This is a genomic window from Streptomyces sp. NPDC059224, from assembly GCF_042754285.1.
Lineage (GTDB): Bacteria > Actinomycetota > Actinomycetes > Streptomycetales > Streptomycetaceae > Streptomyces.
Genome location: NZ_JBHZAN010000042.1, coordinates 47,232 through 64,068 on the forward strand (window position 1 = coordinate 47,232; position 16,837 = coordinate 64,068).

Below are 16,837 nucleotides of genomic sequence, written 5' to 3' on the forward strand. Positions count from 1 at the left end.
CCAACAGAGTTGCGTCATGAGACTCACCATGTCAAGGGAGCGCGCCGAGTTCAGTCGGTACCGAACCGCCGTCGCACGTCCGGCCGCTGCCTGAGCCGCTCGGGATAGCCGGGCCCCATCCGCATCGAGGTCTCCTCGGCCCGCAGCGGGGTCCGGCAGTGGGCGCAGACCACCTCGGCCGTGGTGTCGTGGTCGCACGCGTCGTGATGGAACACCACGGGGACCCCGCGCTCCCCGGCCAGCCAGCGGTCGCCCCACGCGGACATCGCGGCGAGCACCGTGAACAGGTCCCGCCCCTTCTCCGTGAGGACGTAGTCGTAGCGCGGCGGCTCGGCCTCGTACTGCCGCTTCTCCAGGATCCGCTCGTCGACCAGGTGACGCAGCCGGTCGGTCAACGTGTTGCGGGCGATGCCCAGTTCCCGCTGGAAGTCGTCGAAGCGGCGGATCCCGTAGAACGCTTCCCGCAGCACCAGCGGAGTCCAGTGGTCACCCAACAGATCGACGGTCCGTGCGATGGAGCACGGCCACGTGGCGAACGACGTCCGTTTCATGCCCTCACGATAACGAGTCTCGGCGGATAGAGTCTCATCAAAAGACTCAGCTGACGGTGGCCGTGCGGGATCGCCCCACCGGCGAGCGGCCGGGTACGGGCCGCGTGGACAGCGATGCCCGGTGCGCTTTGACTGGTCATGACGGGTTCCCTGCGCCGAGACGAGGTGTCCGACCATGAAGATCGAGGGATCGGTCGCGTTGGTGACCGGAGCGAACCGCGGGATCGGCCTGGCGTTCTCGCGCGCGCTGCTGGCCAGGGGCGCGTCCAAGGTGTACGCGGGCGTCCGCCGGCCCGAGGACTTCACCGAGCCCGGACTGGAACCGCTGCGCCTCGACGTCACCGACGACGACCAGGTCGAGGCCGCCGCCCGGACCGCGTCCGACGCCACCATCGTGATCAACAACGCGGGCATCCAGGGCGGACCGCCCCTGCTGGCGGGCGGTTCCCTGGACGGGGCGCGGCGGGAGCTGGAGGTGAACTATCTCGGCACCTGGGCCGTCTCCCGGGCCTTCGCGCCGGTCCTCGCGGCCAACGGCGGCGGAGCCCTGGTGAACATGCTGTCCGTGGCCTCCTGGCGGGCGAACAGCCGCTTCCCCAGTTACGCGGCGTCCAAGTCCGCACAGTGGTCGCTGACCAACGCGCTGCGCCTCGCCCTGCGGGACCAGGGGACCCTGGTCGTCGGTGTGCACGTCGGCTATGTGGAGACCGACGCCACCACGGAGATCGAGGGCCCGAAGATCGACCCGGCCGAGGTGGCGTCGCAGACCATGGACGCCATCGCCCGTGACGAGCCCGAGGTGCTGGTGGACGAGACGACCCGAAAGGTTCGCGCCGCCCTGTCCGGGCCGCTGGATCTCCTCTACGGCACCGTCTGATCGTGCGGCGGTGCAGTGCGCTGACCGACCCGACCCAGTGGTGAGGTGGAGCCATGCAAACCGACTTCGATGTCGTCGTTCTCGGGGCCGGGCCGGGCGGCTACGTGGCCGCGATCCGGGCCGCCCAGCTGGGCCTGCGCACCGCCGTCGTGGAGGGCCGGTTCTGGGGCGGTGTCTGCCTGAACATCGGGTGCATCCCGGCGAAGGCGCTGCTGCGCAACGCGGAGGTGGCCCAGCTGATCCTGCACGACGCGGAGAAGTTCGGCGTGAAGATCAGTGGCGAGGTGGGCCTGGACTACCGCGCCGCCTACGAGCGCAGCCGGGTGGTGGCCGACGGACGCGTCAAGGGCGTCGGCTATCTGATGCGCAAGAACAAGATCGAGCAGTTCGAGGGGCAGGGCACCTTCCTCGACCCGCACACCCTGCAGGTGCGGATGCGGGACGGGGAGACGGCACTCACCTTCCGGTCCTGCATCATCGCCACCGGCTCGACCGTGAAGCTGCTGCCGAGCACGGCCCTGGGCCGGCGCGTCGTCACCTACGAGGAGCAGATCCTCTCCGACAGCCTGCCCGCCAGCCTGGTCATCGCGGGTGCGGGCGCCATCGGCGTCGAGTTCGCCTATCTGCTGCGGTCCTACGGCGTCGAGGTGACGCTGGTGGAGTTCCTGGACCGGATCGCGCCGCTGGAGGACGAGGAGGTCTCCGCCGAACTCACCCGGCGCTTCAAACGGCAGGGCATCCGGGTGCTGACCTCGACAGCCGTGCAGGGCATCGAGGAGACCGAGGACGACGTCCGGGTGACCGTCCGGCAGGGCGACACCGAACAGGTGCTCCAGGCGGACAAGATCCTGCAGGCCACCGGCTTCCAGCCGCGCACGGCCGGCTACGGACTGGCCGCCACCGGGGTACGGCTCACCGAGCGCGGGGCCATCGACGTCGACGGGTACTGCCGTACCAGCCAACCGCACATCTACGCCATCGGTGACGTCACGGCGAAGCTGATGCTGGCGCACACCGCCGAGGCGATGGGCATCGTCGCCGCCGAGAGCATCGCCGGCGCGGAGACCATGGAGCTGGACTACCGCATGATCCCGCGGGCCACGTTCTGCCAGCCGCAGATCGCCAGCTTCGGCTGGACCGAGGCCCAGGCCCGTGCCGAGGGCTTCGACGTACGGGTGGCGAAGTTCCCCTTCACGGCCAACGCCAAGGCCCACGGCTTCGGCGACACGGCCGGGTTCGTGAAACTGGTGAGCGACGCACGCTACGGCGAACTCCTCGGCGGCCACCTGATCGGCCCGGACGTGACCGAGCTCCTGCCCGAGCTGACGCTGGCCCAGAAATGGGACCTCACGGTGACCGAACTCGCCCGCAACGTCCACGCCCACCCCACCCTGAGCGAGGCGGTCCAGGACGCCCTGCACGGCCTCGCCGGCCACATGATCAACCTCTGAGCCGGGGCCGGGCGTACGGCCGGGTGAAGTAACCTTCTTCGACCCCGACACCGCGCCCTGGAGGAGACGTGCCCACCGCGGACGAGCTGATCAGTCCCGACGGCATCCGCCGCCTGTCCGGCATCCTCCAGGAGGCCGCCCCCGTCGCGTCGCGCTGGCAGGCCGTGGCGGACAGTGCGGCGCTGCTTCGCCCGCTGGGCCTCAGCGAGCGGGCCCGGACGGTGGGCGACGCACTCCTGGCCGACTGCGGCCGTGACTACGAGCAACTGGCCCAGGCGGTACGACGGTCCCTCACCCGGGCCGATCTGACGGGCTGGATGATCTGGCCGGTCAGCGAGGCCGTCGCCGTCGGCGCCACCGCCTCCGGCACCGGCCGGCACTTCGACGACGGCCTCGACCTGCTGGCGCGGCTCACGCCCCGCCTGACCGGTGAGTTCGCGCTGCGCACCTTCCTCGTCGCGGACCTGGACCGTACCCTCGCCACCGCCCTGACCTGGACCGGCTCCCCGGATCCGGCCGTACGCAGGCTGGCGAGCGAGGGCACCCGCCCCAAACTGCCCTGGGCCCGGCAGGTGGCCGCCCTCAACCGCGACCCGGCGGTCACGCTCCCCGTGCTGGACAGGCTGTACACGGACGCCTCGCCGGACGTGCGCCGGTCGGTGGCGAACCACCTCAACGACGTCTCGCGGCTGGACGCCGCACTCGCCGCCGAGGCCGCCGCCCGCTGGCTGCGGAAGCCGGAGTCCACCACCCCCGCCCTGGTCCGGCACGCGATGCGGACCCTCGTGAAGAAGGGCGAGCCGGCCGCCCTGGAACTGGTCGGGTTCCACGGCGGCGGCGAGGACGTGAAGGTGGTGGGCCCGCTGCTGTCGAAGACCGATGTGCCCATGGGCGGAGACCTCGTCTTCACCGCGCGCATCACCAACGTCTCGGACGGACCGGTCTCCCTCGCCATCGACTATGTCGTCCATCACCTGAAGGCGAACGGCAGGCCGGCGCCGAAGGTGTTCAAGCTCGCCAAGCGCCGCCTGGGCCCCGGAGAGTCGGCCGACCTGACTCGAAGCCACTCGTTCCGTCCCCTCACCACCCGCGTCTACTATCCGGGCGCGCACGCCGTGCAGCTCCAGGTCAACGGGCACCGCTACGACAGGGCGGACTTCCGGCTCCTGAAGGCCGACGGGCCCGTGTCGCCGGACGCCGGGGAGTGATCTTGGGCACGCCGGTGGTTTCGATGACGGTCGTACTATGACGTGACCGTCCCGAAGTCACCCCGAGGAGTCACCGTGGCCCGCCCCCGCACCGCGGCACGCACAGTGGAGCACCCCGAGCTGTCGGAGGTCTCGCTCCAGCAGGTGCTGGAGGCGCTGGTGGACCCGGTGCGGCGCATGGTGGTGACGCAGCTGGCCGGCGCGGGCGAGGACCTGAGCTGCGGGACGTTCCAGGCGCCGGTGTCGCTCTCGACGCTGACCCACCACTTCAACGTGCTGCGCGAGGCCGGTGTGATCCGGCAGTACTACGTCGGGACGGCCAAGATGAACACGCTCCGCGCCGAGGAGATGGAGCGGCGATTTCCCGGCCTGCTGACGGCCGTGCTGGCCGCCGCGACCGCGGAGGAAGGGGCGAGCGCCGCCTGACCCGGCCGACAGTACTTTGACGGCTCTCGAAATTTGACGGTCATCGAAGCTTGGGGCAGGGTGGGTGATGACGCCGAGTTCGTACCGGCGCGACTCCCCTCATCCCTGCCCCGAGGACGGATGCACCATGGCACGACTCGTACAGTTCGATCAGACCGGCGGACCCGAGGTCCTGACCCTCCGTGACGTCGAGATCGGCGCCCCCGGCGCGGGAGAGGTACGGATCCGTGTCGACGCGATCGGTCTGAACCGCGCCGAGATCATGTACCGGGAGGGCGGCTACTTCTACGACCCGGTCTTCCCCTCCACGCTGGGCTACGAGGCCGCCGGAGTCGTCGAGGCGGTCGGTGAGGGGGTCGCCGGTCTCGCCGAGGGTGACCCGGTCGCGGTCGTGCCGCAGTTCCTGCAGACCGACTACGGCACCTACGGCGATCACGTCATCGTTCCCGCCTCTGCCGTCGTGCCCCGCCCCGCCGAGGTCGAGCCCGTGCGGGCGGCGGCCGTCTGGATGGCCTACATCACCGCCTACGGGCCCCTCGCCGAGAGCGGCCGGGTGCGTCCCGGCGACCACGTCCTCATCTCCGCGGCCTCCAGCAGTGTGGGCCTGGCCGCCCTCCAGATCGCCCGCCACGTCGGCGCGATCCCGATCGCCACCACGCGTGGCCCCGGCAAGAGGGAGCGCCTCCTGGACGCGGGCGCCGCCCACGTGATCGTCACCGACGAGGAGGACCTGCCCGCCCGGATCAAGGAGATCACCGGCGGCGAGGGCGTCCGGCTGGCCTTCGACCCGGTCGCCGGACCCGGCGTCGAGACCCTCGCCCAGGGCATCGCCCCCGGCGGGTTCCTGGTGGTCTACGGCGCCCTCGACCCGCGCCCCACCCCGCTGCCGAACGCGCAGTCCTTCCCGGCACTGACCAGCAGCACGTACACGCTCTTCGAGATCACCACCGACCCCGAACGCCTGCGCCGCGCGGTCGCCTTCGTCAACGCGGGCCTCGCCTCCGGCGCCTTCGCGCCGGTCGTCGACCGCACCTTCGACCTCGCGGACATCGCCGAGGCCCACCGCTACATGGCGGCCAACGGCCAGGTCGGCAAGATCGTCGTCACTGTCACCCACGACGACGACACCTCGGCGTGAACCCCGCCCGGCGCCCACCGGCCGTCCCGGCCGGGACGGCCGGTGGGCGCCGCGTCGGACCGGTCGGTCACGCACCGACGAAGCTCACCGTCTCCCCGATGCTCGCGCGCCCGGTGCGCAGCAGGGGTGCGTCTTCCTTCTCGAAGCCGGCCGATACACCGCAGAACAGGACGAGGCCGTCATCGGCGCCGACCGCCCGGCTAACGGTCCTGCGGTACATCGTCCACATCACCTGAGGGCAGCTGTGCAGCCCTTCCGCTCTGAGCAGCAGCATGACCGTCTGCAGGTACATCCCCGCGTCCCCCCACTGCCCTGGGCCCATCGTCCGGTCGAGGTAGCAGAACAACACGACCGGAGCCCCGAACGCCTCCGTGTTCAGGGCGGCGACCTTCATGGGCCTGCCGGGGTCGTCGCGCTCGATCCCCAGTGCCTCGTACCGCTGCGCGGCGGCGGCCGAGAAACGGTCCAGATACGGCGGGACCAGTTCGGCCGGATACATCGGATACTCCCGCTCGTCACCGGGATCTCCCGCCAGCGCCCTGGCCGTCGCACGTCTCTTCAGTTCGGCCAGGGGGCCGCCTGCCACGACGTAGACGTGCCACGGCTGCAGGTTCCCGCTCGACGGAGCCCGGGCCGCCGTGGCCAGAACCCGTTCGAGCACCTCTCTGGGCACCGGCTCGTCACTGAACGCCCGCACGGCCCTTCGACTGCGCACGGCCTCGTACACATCCACGTCCTCGGGTCCTTTCGTCCGGCGACGGCGGCCTTGTCCCGGCGTTTGCGGGTGTGCCGAGTGGGGACTCGGCCGGGGTGAGTGCCATGGGGGAGACGACGGGGGAGTTCCTGCGCGCCGGGCCGGAACGGGGCCGGGCAGAGAGAAGACGAGAAGCCGTGACCAGGGAAGCCATGAAGACGGGCAGCGCCCGCGGATCCGAGACGGGTTGGGCGAAGGCACGCCGCCTGCGCGGCAAGGGCATACGCACCTGGGTGCGCGCGACGACCGACGGCACCGCGGGCCGGCCGCGGAGCGGGGACGACTGGAACGTCGTGCGGGGTGAGGACTGAGCCGCCGTCCCCCTCGCGCGGGGCGCGACCGCGGCGCGGCTCGGGCCGGTCATCCGGCGCGCCGCCCTCGTCGGTGCGCAGCGCGCTCAGCGCGGAGGCGAGCTGGGTCCGGAATCCGTCGGGCGGTGAGTCGCCCTGCAGGGCCAGTACGCCCGTGGCCTGGTCCACGGCCGGGTGCGTACGCATGGCGCGCCGCAGCCGAGCCGCCTCGGCCACGAGGTCGTCCGCACCCCGGGCGTCCTTGGTCTCGTCGTCGCTCAGGGCGTCCTCCCTCTCTTCCGCTCGGGGCGTCCTCCGCCCGCCGCCCGGAGCGGAAGAGACGGCACGATCTCTCCACAAGACTTGCCCGCCGGCCGATTACACCTCAAGGGATACCTGAATAGACTTTCAGTCTTCTGGATGCGCGAACAACACGTCTAGCCTGGGAGCATGGGGCAAGCAACTGAGGCACCGAAGCCACACACCGGTTGGACGTTTCTCACCAATCACGCCCGCGTGCTGGTCGCCATCGCGGAGGACCGGTCCACCCGCATCCGTGACATCGCGGCGCGCTGCCGGCTCACCGAGCGGGCGGTCCAGAAGATCATCACCGACCTGGAGTCCGAGGGGTATCTCACCCACACCCGCGAGGGCCGGAGCAACACGTACCGCATCCAGCCGGACACCAGTCTCCGCCATCCGGCGGAGGGCGGCCTCCCCGTCGCCGGACTGCTCGCCCTCCTGCTCCAGCACGACCACGAGCGCGAAGAACACCGGGCATGAGCCCGCCGCGGGCCGGGACCAACGGTGTCAGAGGTCTTCTTCCATCCGGATCGCCTTCCGCAGGTCCTGCCGGACCCCGCGTGCTTCGCCGTCGCTCTGTTCCAGGAGCGCCGCGATGATCGCGTCGAGCTTCCGCTGGACGGCGCGCTCGGCCCGGCGCTCCGAGTTCTTCAGCAACGCCAGCAGCAGCAACGTCACGCACGTCATCAGGTCGCCGGCCAGCATCTGCTGGGAAAGTGCCAGATGGGCGGCGTGCGCGGCTACGAAGAAGGCCACGAGGAGCATGCAGAACACGTAGAACGCGGGCGAGCTCGTCATGTTCGAGGCGGATTCGGCGAAGTGCTCGAATCTCCCTCTGCCCCTCTCGGCAGGATGTCGTACGGCCATGCTCTCCTCGCCTTCCGGAACCGCCAGGGAACTGCCGGCCACCGCGTGCTCCGGCAGTGCGTGAAGGAGCGGGATCCCCACCAGGAGATCCCGCTCGTGACCGGTCTCGTCAGTGCTTGAAGATGTCCTTCGTCTTCTCCTTGGCCTGACGCGCCGCGCCCTTGGACTTCTTGGCCTGCCCCTCGGCCGTCATCCGCTCGTTGCCCACGGCATTCCCGACCGTCTCCTTGGCCTTTCCGGTGGCCTCTTCCATCTTGCCCTTGGCCTTCTGCCCTCCGGCCATCGTCATTCACCGTCCTTGCCGCTCGGGGGATTCGTGCACCACTGCGAGTACCCCGCCTCGGACGGTCAAACGGCCCGGCGGCCGGCATCCGGCGGCCGACGGGCCGCTCCGCGCTCAGGACCGCCCCTCGGGGTGCGTGGGCGGGAGAAGTGTTCCCAGCGGGCCGAGGTCCAGGTTGAGGTCCTCCATGGTCAGGCCGTGGTCGGCGCACAGCTCGGACATGCGGTCGTGGAGGATCATGAGGGTGGAGCCCAGCCGTTCTTCCTGCTCCTCGGTGAGGTCCCCCTGGTCGACACGGTGCAGTGCCTGGCGCTCCATGAGCTGCCGCAGCAGTTCGACCAGGGTGAGCACGAGCCGGACGAGGTCTCGCTCGACGGTGTCGGGGTCGGTGCTGATGCGGCGGGCGGGTTGCGGCGGCCCCGGCTGCCGGGCCGCCGCGATGTCGTCCGGTACGGCGGGCAGCAGCCGGAAGGCCCGGGTGGCCGCGTCGGCGACCTCGGCCAGGCGGTCCGGCGGCCCGGGCGTCCGCCCGGCGCCCGCGCCCGTCACGGAGCGCCCTCCGGGCCCGCCGGTGCCGTCCATGGTGACGGGTTCTGCGCGCTCACGGAGACGATCAGAGCCCGCAGCGAGATCCGGACCAGGTCGATGTCGGCGATCGACAGCACCAGATCCCCGGTGACGACGACGCCGCCACTGAGCAGGCGGTCGAGCAGGTCGACGAGGGCCACCTGGCGTTGCGCCAGCGGCTCGGTCTCGGGAAGCCGCTGTACCTCGTTCATGGCGTCCGGTCCGTGGCGGGGGGCTGGGCCCCGGGCGGGACGGCGAAGGAGTACGGCGCCCAGGGGCCGGTGACGTCGACGCGTACGCCGGGCAGGTCCCGGACGGCGTCCAGGATCCGGCTACGGAACTCCGCTGCCGCCTCGCGCGGGAGCAGGTAGGCGTCGTTGACCACGTTCTCCCCGGCGCCGACGGCGAGTTCCCCCTGCTGAACCCGGTGCCTGGCGTGGTCGGCCGCCATCGTGCGGCCGATCTCCGCCACCCGTTCGGCAGCCTCCCGGGCGGCCCGGTAGGACTCGTCGCGCAGGTGCCGCTGGGAGCGGCGGGCGCGGAGGTAGGCCCGGCCCGGACTGAGCCCGTCGGCCGGGCCGGCCGCCACCGGCGCATCGGTGGGCCGCGGGTCCGGCGGAGGCTCGACGTAGATCTTCACGCCCCATTCGAGGTGCCCCGCCAGCCGGCGCAGGGCACGCGAGAACGCGTCCGTCTGCTCCCGCAGCATCGCCTCCACCCGCTCGTCGTCCAGGTACACCGTGGCGAGCCGCAACGGCAGCACGGTCGTGTGTGCGGCCAGGACCTCGATCACGTTGTGGTGGGCGCGGGCGACCGTCTCCAGCCAGTCCAGGTGCTCCAGATGGCGGCGCAGGGCGTCTTCCCGGAAGTCCTGGGCAGGTACCGAACTGACCGCTGCCGCCGGTGTCCCGCCGGAGTCTGCCGGCACCAGGCGGACGGGTGCCCCCGCCACACCTGCCACGCCGCGCAGGGCCGTGCCGAGGCCCTCGACGGGGAACAGGGCGGCGTAGGCGTAGGCGACTGTCTCAGTCATCACTCACCCCGGTCCCCGCGTCGGGCGGGGGAGTGCCGCGGCGGGCGCGCCGTTCGGCCGGCCGTGTCTTGTCGCCGGACAGAGCCCTCCGGCCCCGCAATGCCTCGATCTCCGCCCGCAGCCTTCTGTTCTCTTCGGCCAGGGCGTGCTCGTCACCGGCACGGGAGGAGAGCGACGGATCATGCTCCCACCAGTCGATTCCCATTTCCCGGGCCTTGTCGACGGAGGCGACGATCAGCCGGAGTTTGATGGTGAGCAACTCGATGTCGAGGAGGTTGATGCGGATGTCCCCGGCGATGACGATGCCCTTGTCCAGGACGCGTTCCAGGATGTCGGCAAGGTTCGCCGAGGAGCCGTGGTCGTTGCTGTACGGGGCCGTTGCCCGGGATGGGTAGGTGCTCAGCCGGTTGGCGGGGGGTTCCGACACCTCGGGTACCTCGATTCCAGCTCAGGAAGGGGCGTCGCCCCGCCGGTAGGCGGCGATCTCTTCCAGACGGTCGAGGAGCAGGTCCTCGCGCTCGTCGAAGTCCGCCTGGTCGATGCGGCCCTCCAGCAGGTCTCTTTCCAGCGCGGCCAGTTCACGCTCGACGGGTTCGGGGTCGTAGTACTCCCGTTCGGCGGCCTCGACCACCCGGTCGACGACCCATCCCACGCCCCGTACCGGCGCGAGCGGAAGGGTGAGGAGCTGAGTCAGCAAGCCCATGAGCCGTACCTTTCACACGAAGCTGTACGGGGGCAGCGGTCCGTACAGCCGGATCGCGCAGTCCTCGCCGAGCTGGTTGGCCAGGCTGATCTCGGTGGCCAGGAACATCTCCTCCTTGTCCGCCGGGACCAGGAAAGAGACGCTGAGGAAGTCCTCGCCGCGGGGGGCGGAGCGGCTCTCGTCGCACACGTACGGGTGCAGCGCCTCGACGATGCCCTTGGCGAGAGCCTCCTGTCGCGCCTCGGCTTCCTGGGCGACCAGTTCGCCGAGCTCGAGTGACATCTGCGGGGTGCCGGAGCCGCCCCGGATCGCGGTGTTGAGCTCGCGGGCCTCGTCGGAATCCGACAGGATCCGGCGCAGCATGGCCTCCTCCTCCCACGAGCACTTCAGGTTGTACTCGGTGGTGCCGTCCAGCGATCGCAGCCGTTGTGCGTACTCGGCGGCCCTGCCCTCCAGGACCGTGCGAACGGCGTCGTCGTCCTCGGCCGTCATGCCGAACCGCAGCGGCAGCACGGCGCCGTCGGCCATCAGCCGCTCCTGGACCTGCTGATGGGCCAGGACGTCGCGCCGTCGGGCTCGCAGGCCCTCGGGCGTCTCGCTGACGACCGCACACAGACCTCCGGCGGTCACCGTGCGCAGCGCGGCGGGCGGCTCGCCGACGCCGTGGACGCCGTGGAGCCTCATCGGGTGGTCCGCCGAGGTGATGGAGTACACGTAGACGGCCATGGTCATTCCCTCCGCCGCCGGGAAGCCGTGGTGGTCGGCCGACGCCGTCGCGGCCGGGGCTCCTCCTCGTCCTCTTCCTCTTCCTCGCCGCCGGTCAGGGTGTCCTTGACGGCGTCGACCGCGCCGGTCAGGGCGCCCTTGGACTTGCCCGCGGCCCCGCCTTCGGTGATCTCGCCGACGAGGTCGGTGAGCTTGGTGGGCTGTTTGCTGCCCGATTCGAGGTCCAGGCGGTTGCACGCCTCGGCGAAGCGGAGGTAGGTGTCGACGCTGGCCACGACGATGCGTATGTCGATCTTGAGGATTTCGATACCGACGATGGACACACGGATGAAGACGTCGATGACCAGGCCGCGGTCGAGAATCAGCTCCAGGACGTCGTACAGACTGCTCGTGCTGCCGCGCGAGACACCGCTGCCGCCCTGTGGCACCACAGTCATGGTGCCTCCTTTCACCCCCCTTGTGCATATCAGCGGCGCCGGTCGATCTGGCCGCGGGTGTAGCGGCGGATCCGTTCGTACGCCAGCAGTTCACCTCTCGCACTCAGCGTCACGTGATAGGTGCCGAGGACGCTGGTGGTCTCGGGTATTCGTTCCAGTTCGAGTACCTCGACGTCGGCTTCCCATCCCTCCTCGGTCGGTTTGATTGCCGAAACCGATTCGGGGGTGCGCCCGAGGAGTTCCTCCAGTTGCCCGGCGGCGGAGCGCATGGCCCAGGCCGCCGAACGTTTGACAGGTTTCCGGGCGCCGACGCCGTCAGTTCTGCGAGCGGTGTCGTCTTTGGGGGAGGGGCGTCTGCCTCTTCCCGTGCCGTTCTTGTCAGACGCGGGCATGTTCCCAACTCCGTCACTGGAGCGGCACTCCGATATCAACAAAATGTACTATTTCAGCATATACATCTTGAAGCAGTGCTGCGACGGGCCCATGACGGCCGCGCGTCGCCGTGCGGCCGTACAGCGGCTCGCCGGAGGGAACGATCGATGAACAATTCGACGAAAATCAGTCTCGCTGCCGCGGTCGCCGGTGGCTACGTCCTCGGTCGCGCCAAAAAGGGAAGGCTCGCCTTCGGCCTGGCCACTTACCTCGCGGGCCGGCGTTTCGGCCTCGAACCCCAGCAACTGGTCACCGAGGGACTGCGAAAGCTCCAGGAGATTCCCCAGGTCGCCGACCTCAACGAGCAACTGCGCGGCGAATTCAAGGACGTTGGCAGGAAGGCCCTCGTCGCGGCCGCCGACCGCAAACTCGCCGACCTGGCAGACGCCTTGCACGAGCGGACCGCACGCGTCGGAAGCGAGAGGGAGGAGGGGGACGAGGGGAGCGACGAAGAGGAGTACGAGCCGGAGGAGGAAGAGGAAGAGGAGGAGGGAGAGTACGAGAACGAGGGCGACGGCGAGGAGGAAGAGGAGGAAGAGGAGCCTGAGAACGAGGAGTTGGAGGAGGCGGAGGAAGAGGAGGAGCCCAGGCCCAAGAGGTTCAGGCCTGGGCGCCGTGGGTCCGGTCGCCGGGCTGAGGACACCACGGAGGAGCCGCCCGGCCGCCGCACGTCCGCGCCTCGCAAGGCACCCGCACACAAGGCCGCCGCACGCAGGACCACCGCCCGGAAGGCGCAGCCCGCCAAGAAGACGGCCGCGAAGAAGTCGGCTCCGGCCCGGAAGGCCCCGGCGAAGAGGGGCGCACCTCCGGCGGGAAAGGCCGCGTCGAAGAAGACCGCCGCTCCTGCCAGGAAGACCGCGTCGAAGAAAGCCGCCGCCAAGAAGACTGTCCCGAAAGGGACGACGGCCAAAAAGGCCTCCGCGCGGCGGAGGTAGGCCGTGGTGAGGACGGCACTAAGGAACGGGCGGGACGAGGCATCGGGCCTCGACCGGTTGCGCGAGGAGTTCGTCGACCACCCCGGCGCACAGACGGAGCATCTCGCGGACGTCGCGGGTGGCAAGGAGAAGGCGAAGAGCAGTTCAGCTCCTTCGCCAAAGGCGTGCGCAGTGTGTCGCAGGGGGACGGGACCAGCAGCGACTGGAAGGTGAAAGTGGGCCCGTCCACGCGTTCGTGGAAGGCGACCATCCAGGAACAGGTAACGGACGAGCGCACGGTGTGGACGTCGGACGGCGCCAAAGGCAGCACCCGGGAATGCCAGTTTCCATGAGGTGACGCCCACGCTCACCCACATCGTGCTCGTCGTCGAGTACTACCCTTCCGGCTTCTTCGAGAAGACCGGCAACCTGTGGCCCCGGGGACGCCGACTGCGGCTGGACGCCAAGCACTTCCAGCGCTTCGTCACGCTCTCCGCCGAGGACGCCGACGGCTGGCGCGGTGAGATCCGCGACGGTGAGGTGGTGCGTACGCACGAGGAGGCGATGGAGGAGGAAGAGGCGCAGGAGGACGGAGAGGACGAGAGGGCGTGAAGCTCACCGCCGGTCCGTCCCTGTCGATCACGCCCATGGCCAGTAGCTGCCGCGTCGAAGCCGCCCTGGACGACGTCCCGGTGACGGCGTGACAGCTCACCGCCGGGACCTGGCGCCTGCCTCGCTGTGCCTCAGCACGCGCCGGCTCGGCGAATCCCCGTCACCCGCCGCCTGGCCGGCACGCCGCGACACGGTCCTGGTCGTGGACGGCGGGCCGGACCGCCGAACACGGCCGCCCCACGGACCCCGTCCCGCGGACGGGAGCCACGCCCGCCTGTGGGCCGCACGGAAGAAGGGCCGCACCTGACGCCGTCACCGCGGTACGTGCACGGGCGCCAGGCCGGGCGTGTCACGGTCCGTCCCGGTGCCCCGGCAGCGTGGCGTGCGGGAGTCCTGGTCTGGCTCCATGCTGGACATGAGGGGCGGGAAACGAGGGGGGCGCGGCAACGGAGGGAGTGGTGGGGATGCAAGTCGTTGTGGACCTCACACGCTGCCAGGGCTATGCACAGTGCGTCTTCCTCGCACCGCAGGTGTTCGAGCTGCACGGGGACGAGGGGCTGCTGTACGCCACGGCCGTCCCCGACGACCAGGTCGATCGGGTGCGGGAGGCCGTGGCCGCGTGCCCGGTGCAGGCGATCCTCCTCGGGGAAGAGGTGAGCGGCGGTGCGCGATGACCTGAAGGACGGCCGTGTCGTCGTCGTCGGTGCGTCGCTGGCGGGGCTGAGGGCCGCGGAGGGGCTGCGCGACCAGGGCTTCACCGGCTCGCTGACCGTGGTCGGGGACGAACCCCATCCGCCCTACGACCGGCCGCCGCTGTCCAAACAGGTGCTGCTCGGGCAGGCCACGGCGGACACCACCGGACTGCCGATGCGCCGCGATCCGGAGGCCGACTGGCGGTTCGGGGTGCGGGCCTGCGGCGTGGACCTGCTCGCGGGACAAGTGCGCCTGGAGGACGGCGAGTCGCTCCCGTACGACCGGCTGCTGATCGCCACCGGTACCCGCGCCCGGCCCTGGCCCAACCCCGAGGAAGGCGCCCTGGACGGGGTGTTCACCCTGCGTACCAGCGAGGACGCCCGGGGACTCGCCGAGCGGCTGGCCGCCGGACCGGAACGGGTCCTGGTCATCGGCGGCGGCTTCACCGGCTCGGAGATCGCCTCCGCCTGCCGGGAACGCGGACTGGCCGTCACCGTCGCCGAACGCGGCCCCGCGCCGCTCGTGGGCGCCCTCGGCGGCACCCTGTCGAAGCTCGCGGCCGTCATGCACCGCAACCACGGCGTCGACCTGCGCACCGGCGTGACGGTCACCGCCCTGCACGGCGACGGGAAGGGCGCGTTCACCGGCGCGCAGCTGTCGGACGGCACCCGCGTCGACGCCGACGTCTGCGTCGTGGCGCTCGGCGCGGTCCGCAACGTCGAGTGGCTGGCCGAGTCCGGGCTGGCGGCGGGACCGCGCGGCGTGGCCTGCGACGCCGGCTGCCGCGCCTTCACCATGTACGGGATCGTCACCGACGACGTCTTCGTGGCGGGGGACGTCTCCCGCTTCCCCCATCCGCTGTTCGGCTACCAGATGCTCTCCCTGGAACACTGGGGCAACGCGGTCGAACAGGCCGCGGTGGCCGCCCACAACATGGTCAATCCGGGGCCGCTGCAACGCCCCCACCTGGCCATCCCGACGTTCTGGTCGACCCAGTTCGGGCTCAACATCAAGTCGGTGGGCGTGCCGACCTACTCCGACCACGTGGTCATCGCCCAGGGGTCGCTGGAGGCGCGCCGCCTGGTCATGGTCTACGGCTACCAGGGGCGGGTCACCGCCGCGGTCACCGTCGACATGGCCAAGTCGCTCGACTACTACCGGCACATGATCGAGACAGCCGCTCCTTTCCCGCCCCCGCCCGGCGCGGCGGACCGGGCACTCGCCGCCGACGTCCCGGTCCCCTCCGACGTACCGGATCCCTCCGTGCTCTCGCACGGCCCCTCCGTGGCGCTCACCGGATACCTGCCCGACCGCCGACTCGCCGTGGTGCCGCCGACGCGCTGATCCGCGTCCGTCCACGACTCCCACTCCGAGGAGCCACCATGGAGTCCGAGACCCTGCTGGCGCGGATCACCGACTACGCCAGCCGCGCCGACCCCTACCCCCTGTACGCGGAACTCCGGGAGGCCGGCCGCGCGGTCCGGCAGGCGGACGGCAGCTTCCTGGTCGGCGGCTACCACGACGTCGCCGCCCTGCTGCACGACCCGCGGATGAGCGCCGATCCCCGCACCGGTGGCCGGGTGACGCCCAAGCCGCCGTTCCTGCGGCTCGACGACCCGGAACACCACAGGCTGCGCACGCTGACCATGCGCCCCTTCGGACCACCGCACAGCCCGGGGCACGTCGACGCGATGCGCGACGAGATCGACCGGATCACGAGGGAACTGCTGGCATCCTTCGAGGCGGGTAGGCAGATCGACGTCGTCGACGACTTCGCCTACCCGCTGCCCGTGACGGTGATCTGCCGGCTGCTCGGCGTGCCCCGCGAGGACGAGCCGCTCTTCCGGGCGTGGTCCGACGTGCTGGTCGAATCGGCCGACCTCAAACCCGAGGACGGCGACTCGGCCGGGAAGCGCGAGGCGGGCGACAAGGCACGGACCGAGCTGGGCGGGTATCTCGTGAACCTCGCCGAGCAGCGCCGTGGCGAGCCGGGCGACGACCTGCTCGCCGCCTTCGTGAACGAGCCGGACCCGGCCCTGCGGCTCACCCAGGAGGAACTCGCCGAGACCGCCATCCTGTTGCTCATCGCGGGACACGAGACGACGGTCAACCTCATCACCAACGGGGTGCTCACGTTCCTGCGCGGACCCGAGCACCTGGACCTCCTCCGCCGCGAACCCGGCCTGATGCCGCGCACGGTCGAGGAACTCCTGCGCTACGAACCCCCGGTCCACATGCGCGAACGCATCCCGCTCGCCGACATCACCGTCGGCGGCACCACGCTGGCCCGGGGCACCCCCGTCATCCTGGCGCTGGCCTCGGGCAACCGCGACCCCCGGCGGTTCGACGACCCCGACCGGTTCGACCCCAACCGCCCGGACAACGAACACCTCGGCTTCGGCAACGGCATCCACCTGTGCTTCGGCGCACCGCTGGCCCGCATCGAGGCCCGGACCGCACTGACCGCGCTGCTCCCTCTGCTCGGCACCGCGAGCCTGGTCCAGGACCCGCCTCCCTACCGCCGGAACGCCATGCTGCGCGGCCCCCGTCACCTGCCGCTCCAGCTGTGAGC

Annotated in this window: 23 protein-coding genes and 1 pseudogene; 12 read left to right on the forward strand and 12 right to left on the reverse strand. The window is 70.8% G+C overall.

The window, feature by feature from the left end; all coding sequences use genetic code 11:
- Positions 1-50 precede the first annotated feature (50 nt).
- Entirely contained in the window at positions 51-551 is a 501-nt protein-coding gene (locus ACFXI4_RS36605) for a winged helix-turn-helix transcriptional regulator (protein ID WP_384999528.1), read from the reverse strand.
- A gap of 175 nt (positions 552-726) precedes the next feature.
- Between ACFXI4_RS36605 and ACFXI4_RS36610 the strand changes: the two genes are divergently transcribed.
- The 5 genes from ACFXI4_RS36610 to ACFXI4_RS36630 all read left to right on the forward strand — a co-directional run bounded on the left by ACFXI4_RS36610 (position 727) and on the right by ACFXI4_RS36630 (position 5,651).
- The gene (locus ACFXI4_RS36610) at positions 727-1,428 is read left to right on the forward strand and encodes an SDR family oxidoreductase (protein ID WP_384999531.1); all 702 of its coding nucleotides are present in this window, start codon (positions 727-729) and stop codon (positions 1,426-1,428) included.
- Positions 1,429-1,481: 53 nt separating this feature from the next.
- Positions 1,482-2,879 (forward strand): dihydrolipoyl dehydrogenase, encoded by a 1,398-nt coding sequence (lpdA, locus tag ACFXI4_RS36615; protein WP_384999534.1) that lies wholly within the window; start codon positions 1,482-1,484, stop codon positions 2,877-2,879.
- A 68-nt stretch (positions 2,880-2,947) separates the two neighbouring features.
- Positions 2,948-4,087: a DNA alkylation repair protein gene (locus ACFXI4_RS36620; RefSeq protein ID WP_384999536.1), complete on the forward strand. Its 1,140-nt coding sequence runs from the start codon at positions 2,948-2,950 to the stop codon at positions 4,085-4,087.
- Between the two features lie 75 nt (positions 4,088-4,162).
- Entirely contained in the window at positions 4,163-4,513 is a 351-nt protein-coding gene (locus ACFXI4_RS36625) for an ArsR/SmtB family transcription factor (protein WP_384999539.1), read from the forward strand.
- Between the two features lie 127 nt (positions 4,514-4,640).
- Complete coding sequence (locus tag ACFXI4_RS36630; protein ID WP_384999541.1) at positions 4,641-5,651, forward strand: zinc-dependent alcohol dehydrogenase family protein; 1,011 nt, start codon at positions 4,641-4,643, stop codon at positions 5,649-5,651.
- A gap of 67 nt (positions 5,652-5,718) precedes the next feature.
- Here the strand turns inward: ACFXI4_RS36630 and ACFXI4_RS36635 are convergent, their stop codons facing one another.
- Positions 5,719-6,384, reverse strand: coding sequence for a nitroreductase (locus ACFXI4_RS36635; RefSeq protein ID WP_384999544.1), 666 nt, complete (start codon positions 6,382-6,384; stop codon positions 5,719-5,721).
- A 158-nt stretch (positions 6,385-6,542) separates the two neighbouring features.
- On the opposite strand from ACFXI4_RS36635, the gene ACFXI4_RS36640 reads away from it, so the two are divergent.
- Positions 6,543-6,716: a hypothetical protein gene (locus ACFXI4_RS36640; RefSeq protein WP_384999546.1), complete on the forward strand. Its 174-nt coding sequence runs from the start codon at positions 6,543-6,545 to the stop codon at positions 6,714-6,716.
- Positions 6,717-7,145: 429 nt separating this feature from the next.
- The gene (locus ACFXI4_RS36645; RefSeq protein WP_362732384.1) at positions 7,146-7,478 is read left to right on the forward strand and encodes a helix-turn-helix domain-containing protein; all 333 of its coding nucleotides are present in this window, start codon (positions 7,146-7,148) and stop codon (positions 7,476-7,478) included.
- 27 nt (positions 7,479-7,505) lie between these two features.
- Here the strand turns inward: ACFXI4_RS36645 and ACFXI4_RS36650 are convergent, their stop codons facing one another.
- From ACFXI4_RS36650 to ACFXI4_RS36695, 10 genes are all read right to left on the reverse strand, one after another.
- On the reverse strand, positions 7,506-7,865 hold the full coding sequence (locus tag ACFXI4_RS36650) for a low affinity iron permease family protein (protein ID WP_384999605.1): 360 nt from the start codon (positions 7,863-7,865) through the stop codon (positions 7,506-7,508).
- Positions 7,866-7,974: 109 nt separating this feature from the next.
- The gene (locus ACFXI4_RS36655) at positions 7,975-8,148 is read right to left on the reverse strand and encodes a CsbD family protein (protein WP_362732380.1); all 174 of its coding nucleotides are present in this window, start codon (positions 8,146-8,148) and stop codon (positions 7,975-7,977) included.
- 114 nt (positions 8,149-8,262) lie between these two features.
- Complete coding sequence (locus tag ACFXI4_RS36660; protein WP_384999549.1) at positions 8,263-8,730, reverse strand: gas vesicle protein K; 468 nt, start codon at positions 8,728-8,730, stop codon at positions 8,263-8,265.
- Entirely contained in the window at positions 8,694-8,927 is a 234-nt protein-coding gene (locus tag ACFXI4_RS36665) for a gas vesicle protein (protein WP_384999552.1), read from the reverse strand. The genes ACFXI4_RS36660 and ACFXI4_RS36665 overlap by 37 nt, the downstream gene beginning before the upstream one ends.
- Positions 8,924-9,748 carry a GvpL/GvpF family gas vesicle protein gene (locus ACFXI4_RS36670; RefSeq protein WP_384999555.1) on the reverse strand — a complete coding sequence of 275 codons (825 nt, stop codon included), beginning with the start codon at positions 9,746-9,748 and terminating at the stop codon, positions 8,924-8,926. The genes ACFXI4_RS36665 and ACFXI4_RS36670 overlap by 4 nt, the downstream gene beginning before the upstream one ends.
- A complete protein-coding gene (locus ACFXI4_RS36675; protein WP_384999558.1) occupies positions 9,741-10,175 on the reverse strand; it encodes a gas vesicle protein in 435 nt (144 codons plus the stop codon). Before ACFXI4_RS36675 ends, ACFXI4_RS36670 begins: the two co-directional genes overlap by 8 nt.
- Before the next feature lie 21 nt (positions 10,176-10,196).
- A complete protein-coding gene (locus tag ACFXI4_RS36680) occupies positions 10,197-10,451 on the reverse strand; it encodes a gas vesicle protein GvpG (protein ID WP_362725896.1) in 255 nt (84 codons plus the stop codon).
- A 12-nt stretch (positions 10,452-10,463) separates the two neighbouring features.
- Positions 10,464-11,177 carry a GvpL/GvpF family gas vesicle protein gene (locus ACFXI4_RS36685; protein WP_384999562.1) on the reverse strand — a complete coding sequence of 238 codons (714 nt, stop codon included), beginning with the start codon at positions 11,175-11,177 and terminating at the stop codon, positions 10,464-10,466.
- Between the two features lie 2 nt (positions 11,178-11,179).
- On the reverse strand, positions 11,180-11,614 hold the full coding sequence (locus ACFXI4_RS36690) for a gas vesicle structural protein GvpA (RefSeq protein ID WP_384999565.1): 435 nt from the start codon (positions 11,612-11,614) through the stop codon (positions 11,180-11,182).
- Between the two features lie 29 nt (positions 11,615-11,643).
- Complete coding sequence (locus ACFXI4_RS36695; protein ID WP_384999568.1) at positions 11,644-12,006, reverse strand: gas vesicle protein; 363 nt, start codon at positions 12,004-12,006, stop codon at positions 11,644-11,646.
- A gap of 147 nt (positions 12,007-12,153) precedes the next feature.
- Between ACFXI4_RS36695 and ACFXI4_RS36700 the strand changes: the two genes are divergently transcribed.
- The 5 genes and pseudogenes from ACFXI4_RS36700 (at position 12,154) to ACFXI4_RS36720 (ending at position 16,835) form a co-directional block, all read left to right on the forward strand.
- On the forward strand, positions 12,154-12,981 hold the full coding sequence (locus tag ACFXI4_RS36700) for a histone protein (protein WP_384999571.1): 828 nt from the start codon (positions 12,154-12,156) through the stop codon (positions 12,979-12,981).
- A 137-nt stretch (positions 12,982-13,118) separates the two neighbouring features.
- Positions 13,119-13,563: pseudogene (locus ACFXI4_RS36705) on the forward strand (SRPBCC family protein); the annotation flags it as partial.
- Positions 13,564-14,036: 473 nt separating this feature from the next.
- Entirely contained in the window at positions 14,037-14,246 is a 210-nt protein-coding gene (locus ACFXI4_RS36710; protein WP_362725911.1) for a ferredoxin, read from the forward strand.
- Entirely contained in the window at positions 14,236-15,609 is a 1,374-nt protein-coding gene (locus tag ACFXI4_RS36715) for an NAD(P)/FAD-dependent oxidoreductase (RefSeq protein ID WP_384999575.1), read from the forward strand. The genes ACFXI4_RS36710 and ACFXI4_RS36715 overlap by 11 nt, the downstream gene beginning before the upstream one ends.
- Before the next feature lie 38 nt (positions 15,610-15,647).
- Complete coding sequence (locus ACFXI4_RS36720) at positions 15,648-16,835, forward strand: cytochrome P450 (protein WP_384999578.1); 1,188 nt, start codon at positions 15,648-15,650, stop codon at positions 16,833-16,835.
- The last annotated feature ends 2 nt before the right edge of the window (positions 16,836-16,837 follow it).

Coding starts and splice junctions, on each gene's coding strand:
- ACFXI4_RS36605 (WP_384999528.1), bottom strand. CDS start 551: ATGAAACGGACGTCGTTCGCCACGTGGCCGTGCTCCATCGCACGGACC.
- ACFXI4_RS36610 (WP_384999531.1), top strand. CDS start 727: ATGAAGATCGAGGGATCGGTCGCGTTGGTGACCGGAGCGAACCGCGGG.
- lpdA (WP_384999534.1), top strand. CDS start 1,482: ATGCAAACCGACTTCGATGTCGTCGTTCTCGGGGCCGGGCCGGGCGGC.
- ACFXI4_RS36630 (WP_384999541.1), top strand. CDS start 4,641: ATGGCACGACTCGTACAGTTCGATCAGACCGGCGGACCCGAGGTCCTG.
- ACFXI4_RS36645 (WP_362732384.1), top strand. CDS start 7,146: ATGGGGCAAGCAACTGAGGCACCGAAGCCACACACCGGTTGGACGTTT.
- ACFXI4_RS36650 (WP_384999605.1), bottom strand. CDS start 7,865: ATGGCCGTACGACATCCTGCCGAGAGGGGCAGAGGGAGATTCGAGCAC.
- ACFXI4_RS36655 (WP_362732380.1), bottom strand. CDS start 8,148: ATGGCCGGAGGGCAGAAGGCCAAGGGCAAGATGGAAGAGGCCACCGGA.
- ACFXI4_RS36660 (WP_384999549.1), bottom strand. CDS start 8,730: ATGGACGGCACCGGCGGGCCCGGAGGGCGCTCCGTGACGGGCGCGGGC.
- ACFXI4_RS36665 (WP_384999552.1), bottom strand. CDS start 8,927: ATGAACGAGGTACAGCGGCTTCCCGAGACCGAGCCGCTGGCGCAACGC.
- ACFXI4_RS36670 (WP_384999555.1), bottom strand. CDS start 9,748: ATGACTGAGACAGTCGCCTACGCCTACGCCGCCCTGTTCCCCGTCGAG.
- ACFXI4_RS36680 (WP_362725896.1), bottom strand. CDS start 10,451: ATGGGCTTGCTGACTCAGCTCCTCACCCTTCCGCTCGCGCCGGTACGG.
- ACFXI4_RS36685 (WP_384999562.1), bottom strand. CDS start 11,177: ATGGCCGTCTACGTGTACTCCATCACCTCGGCGGACCACCCGATGAGG.
- ACFXI4_RS36690 (WP_384999565.1), bottom strand. CDS start 11,614: ATGACTGTGGTGCCACAGGGCGGCAGCGGTGTCTCGCGCGGCAGCACG.
- ACFXI4_RS36695 (WP_384999568.1), bottom strand. CDS start 12,006: ATGCCCGCGTCTGACAAGAACGGCACGGGAAGAGGCAGACGCCCCTCC.
- ACFXI4_RS36700 (WP_384999571.1), top strand. CDS start 12,154: ATGAACAATTCGACGAAAATCAGTCTCGCTGCCGCGGTCGCCGGTGGC.
- ACFXI4_RS36710 (WP_362725911.1), top strand. CDS start 14,037: ATGCAAGTCGTTGTGGACCTCACACGCTGCCAGGGCTATGCACAGTGC.
- ACFXI4_RS36720 (WP_384999578.1), top strand. CDS start 15,648: ATGGAGTCCGAGACCCTGCTGGCGCGGATCACCGACTACGCCAGCCGC.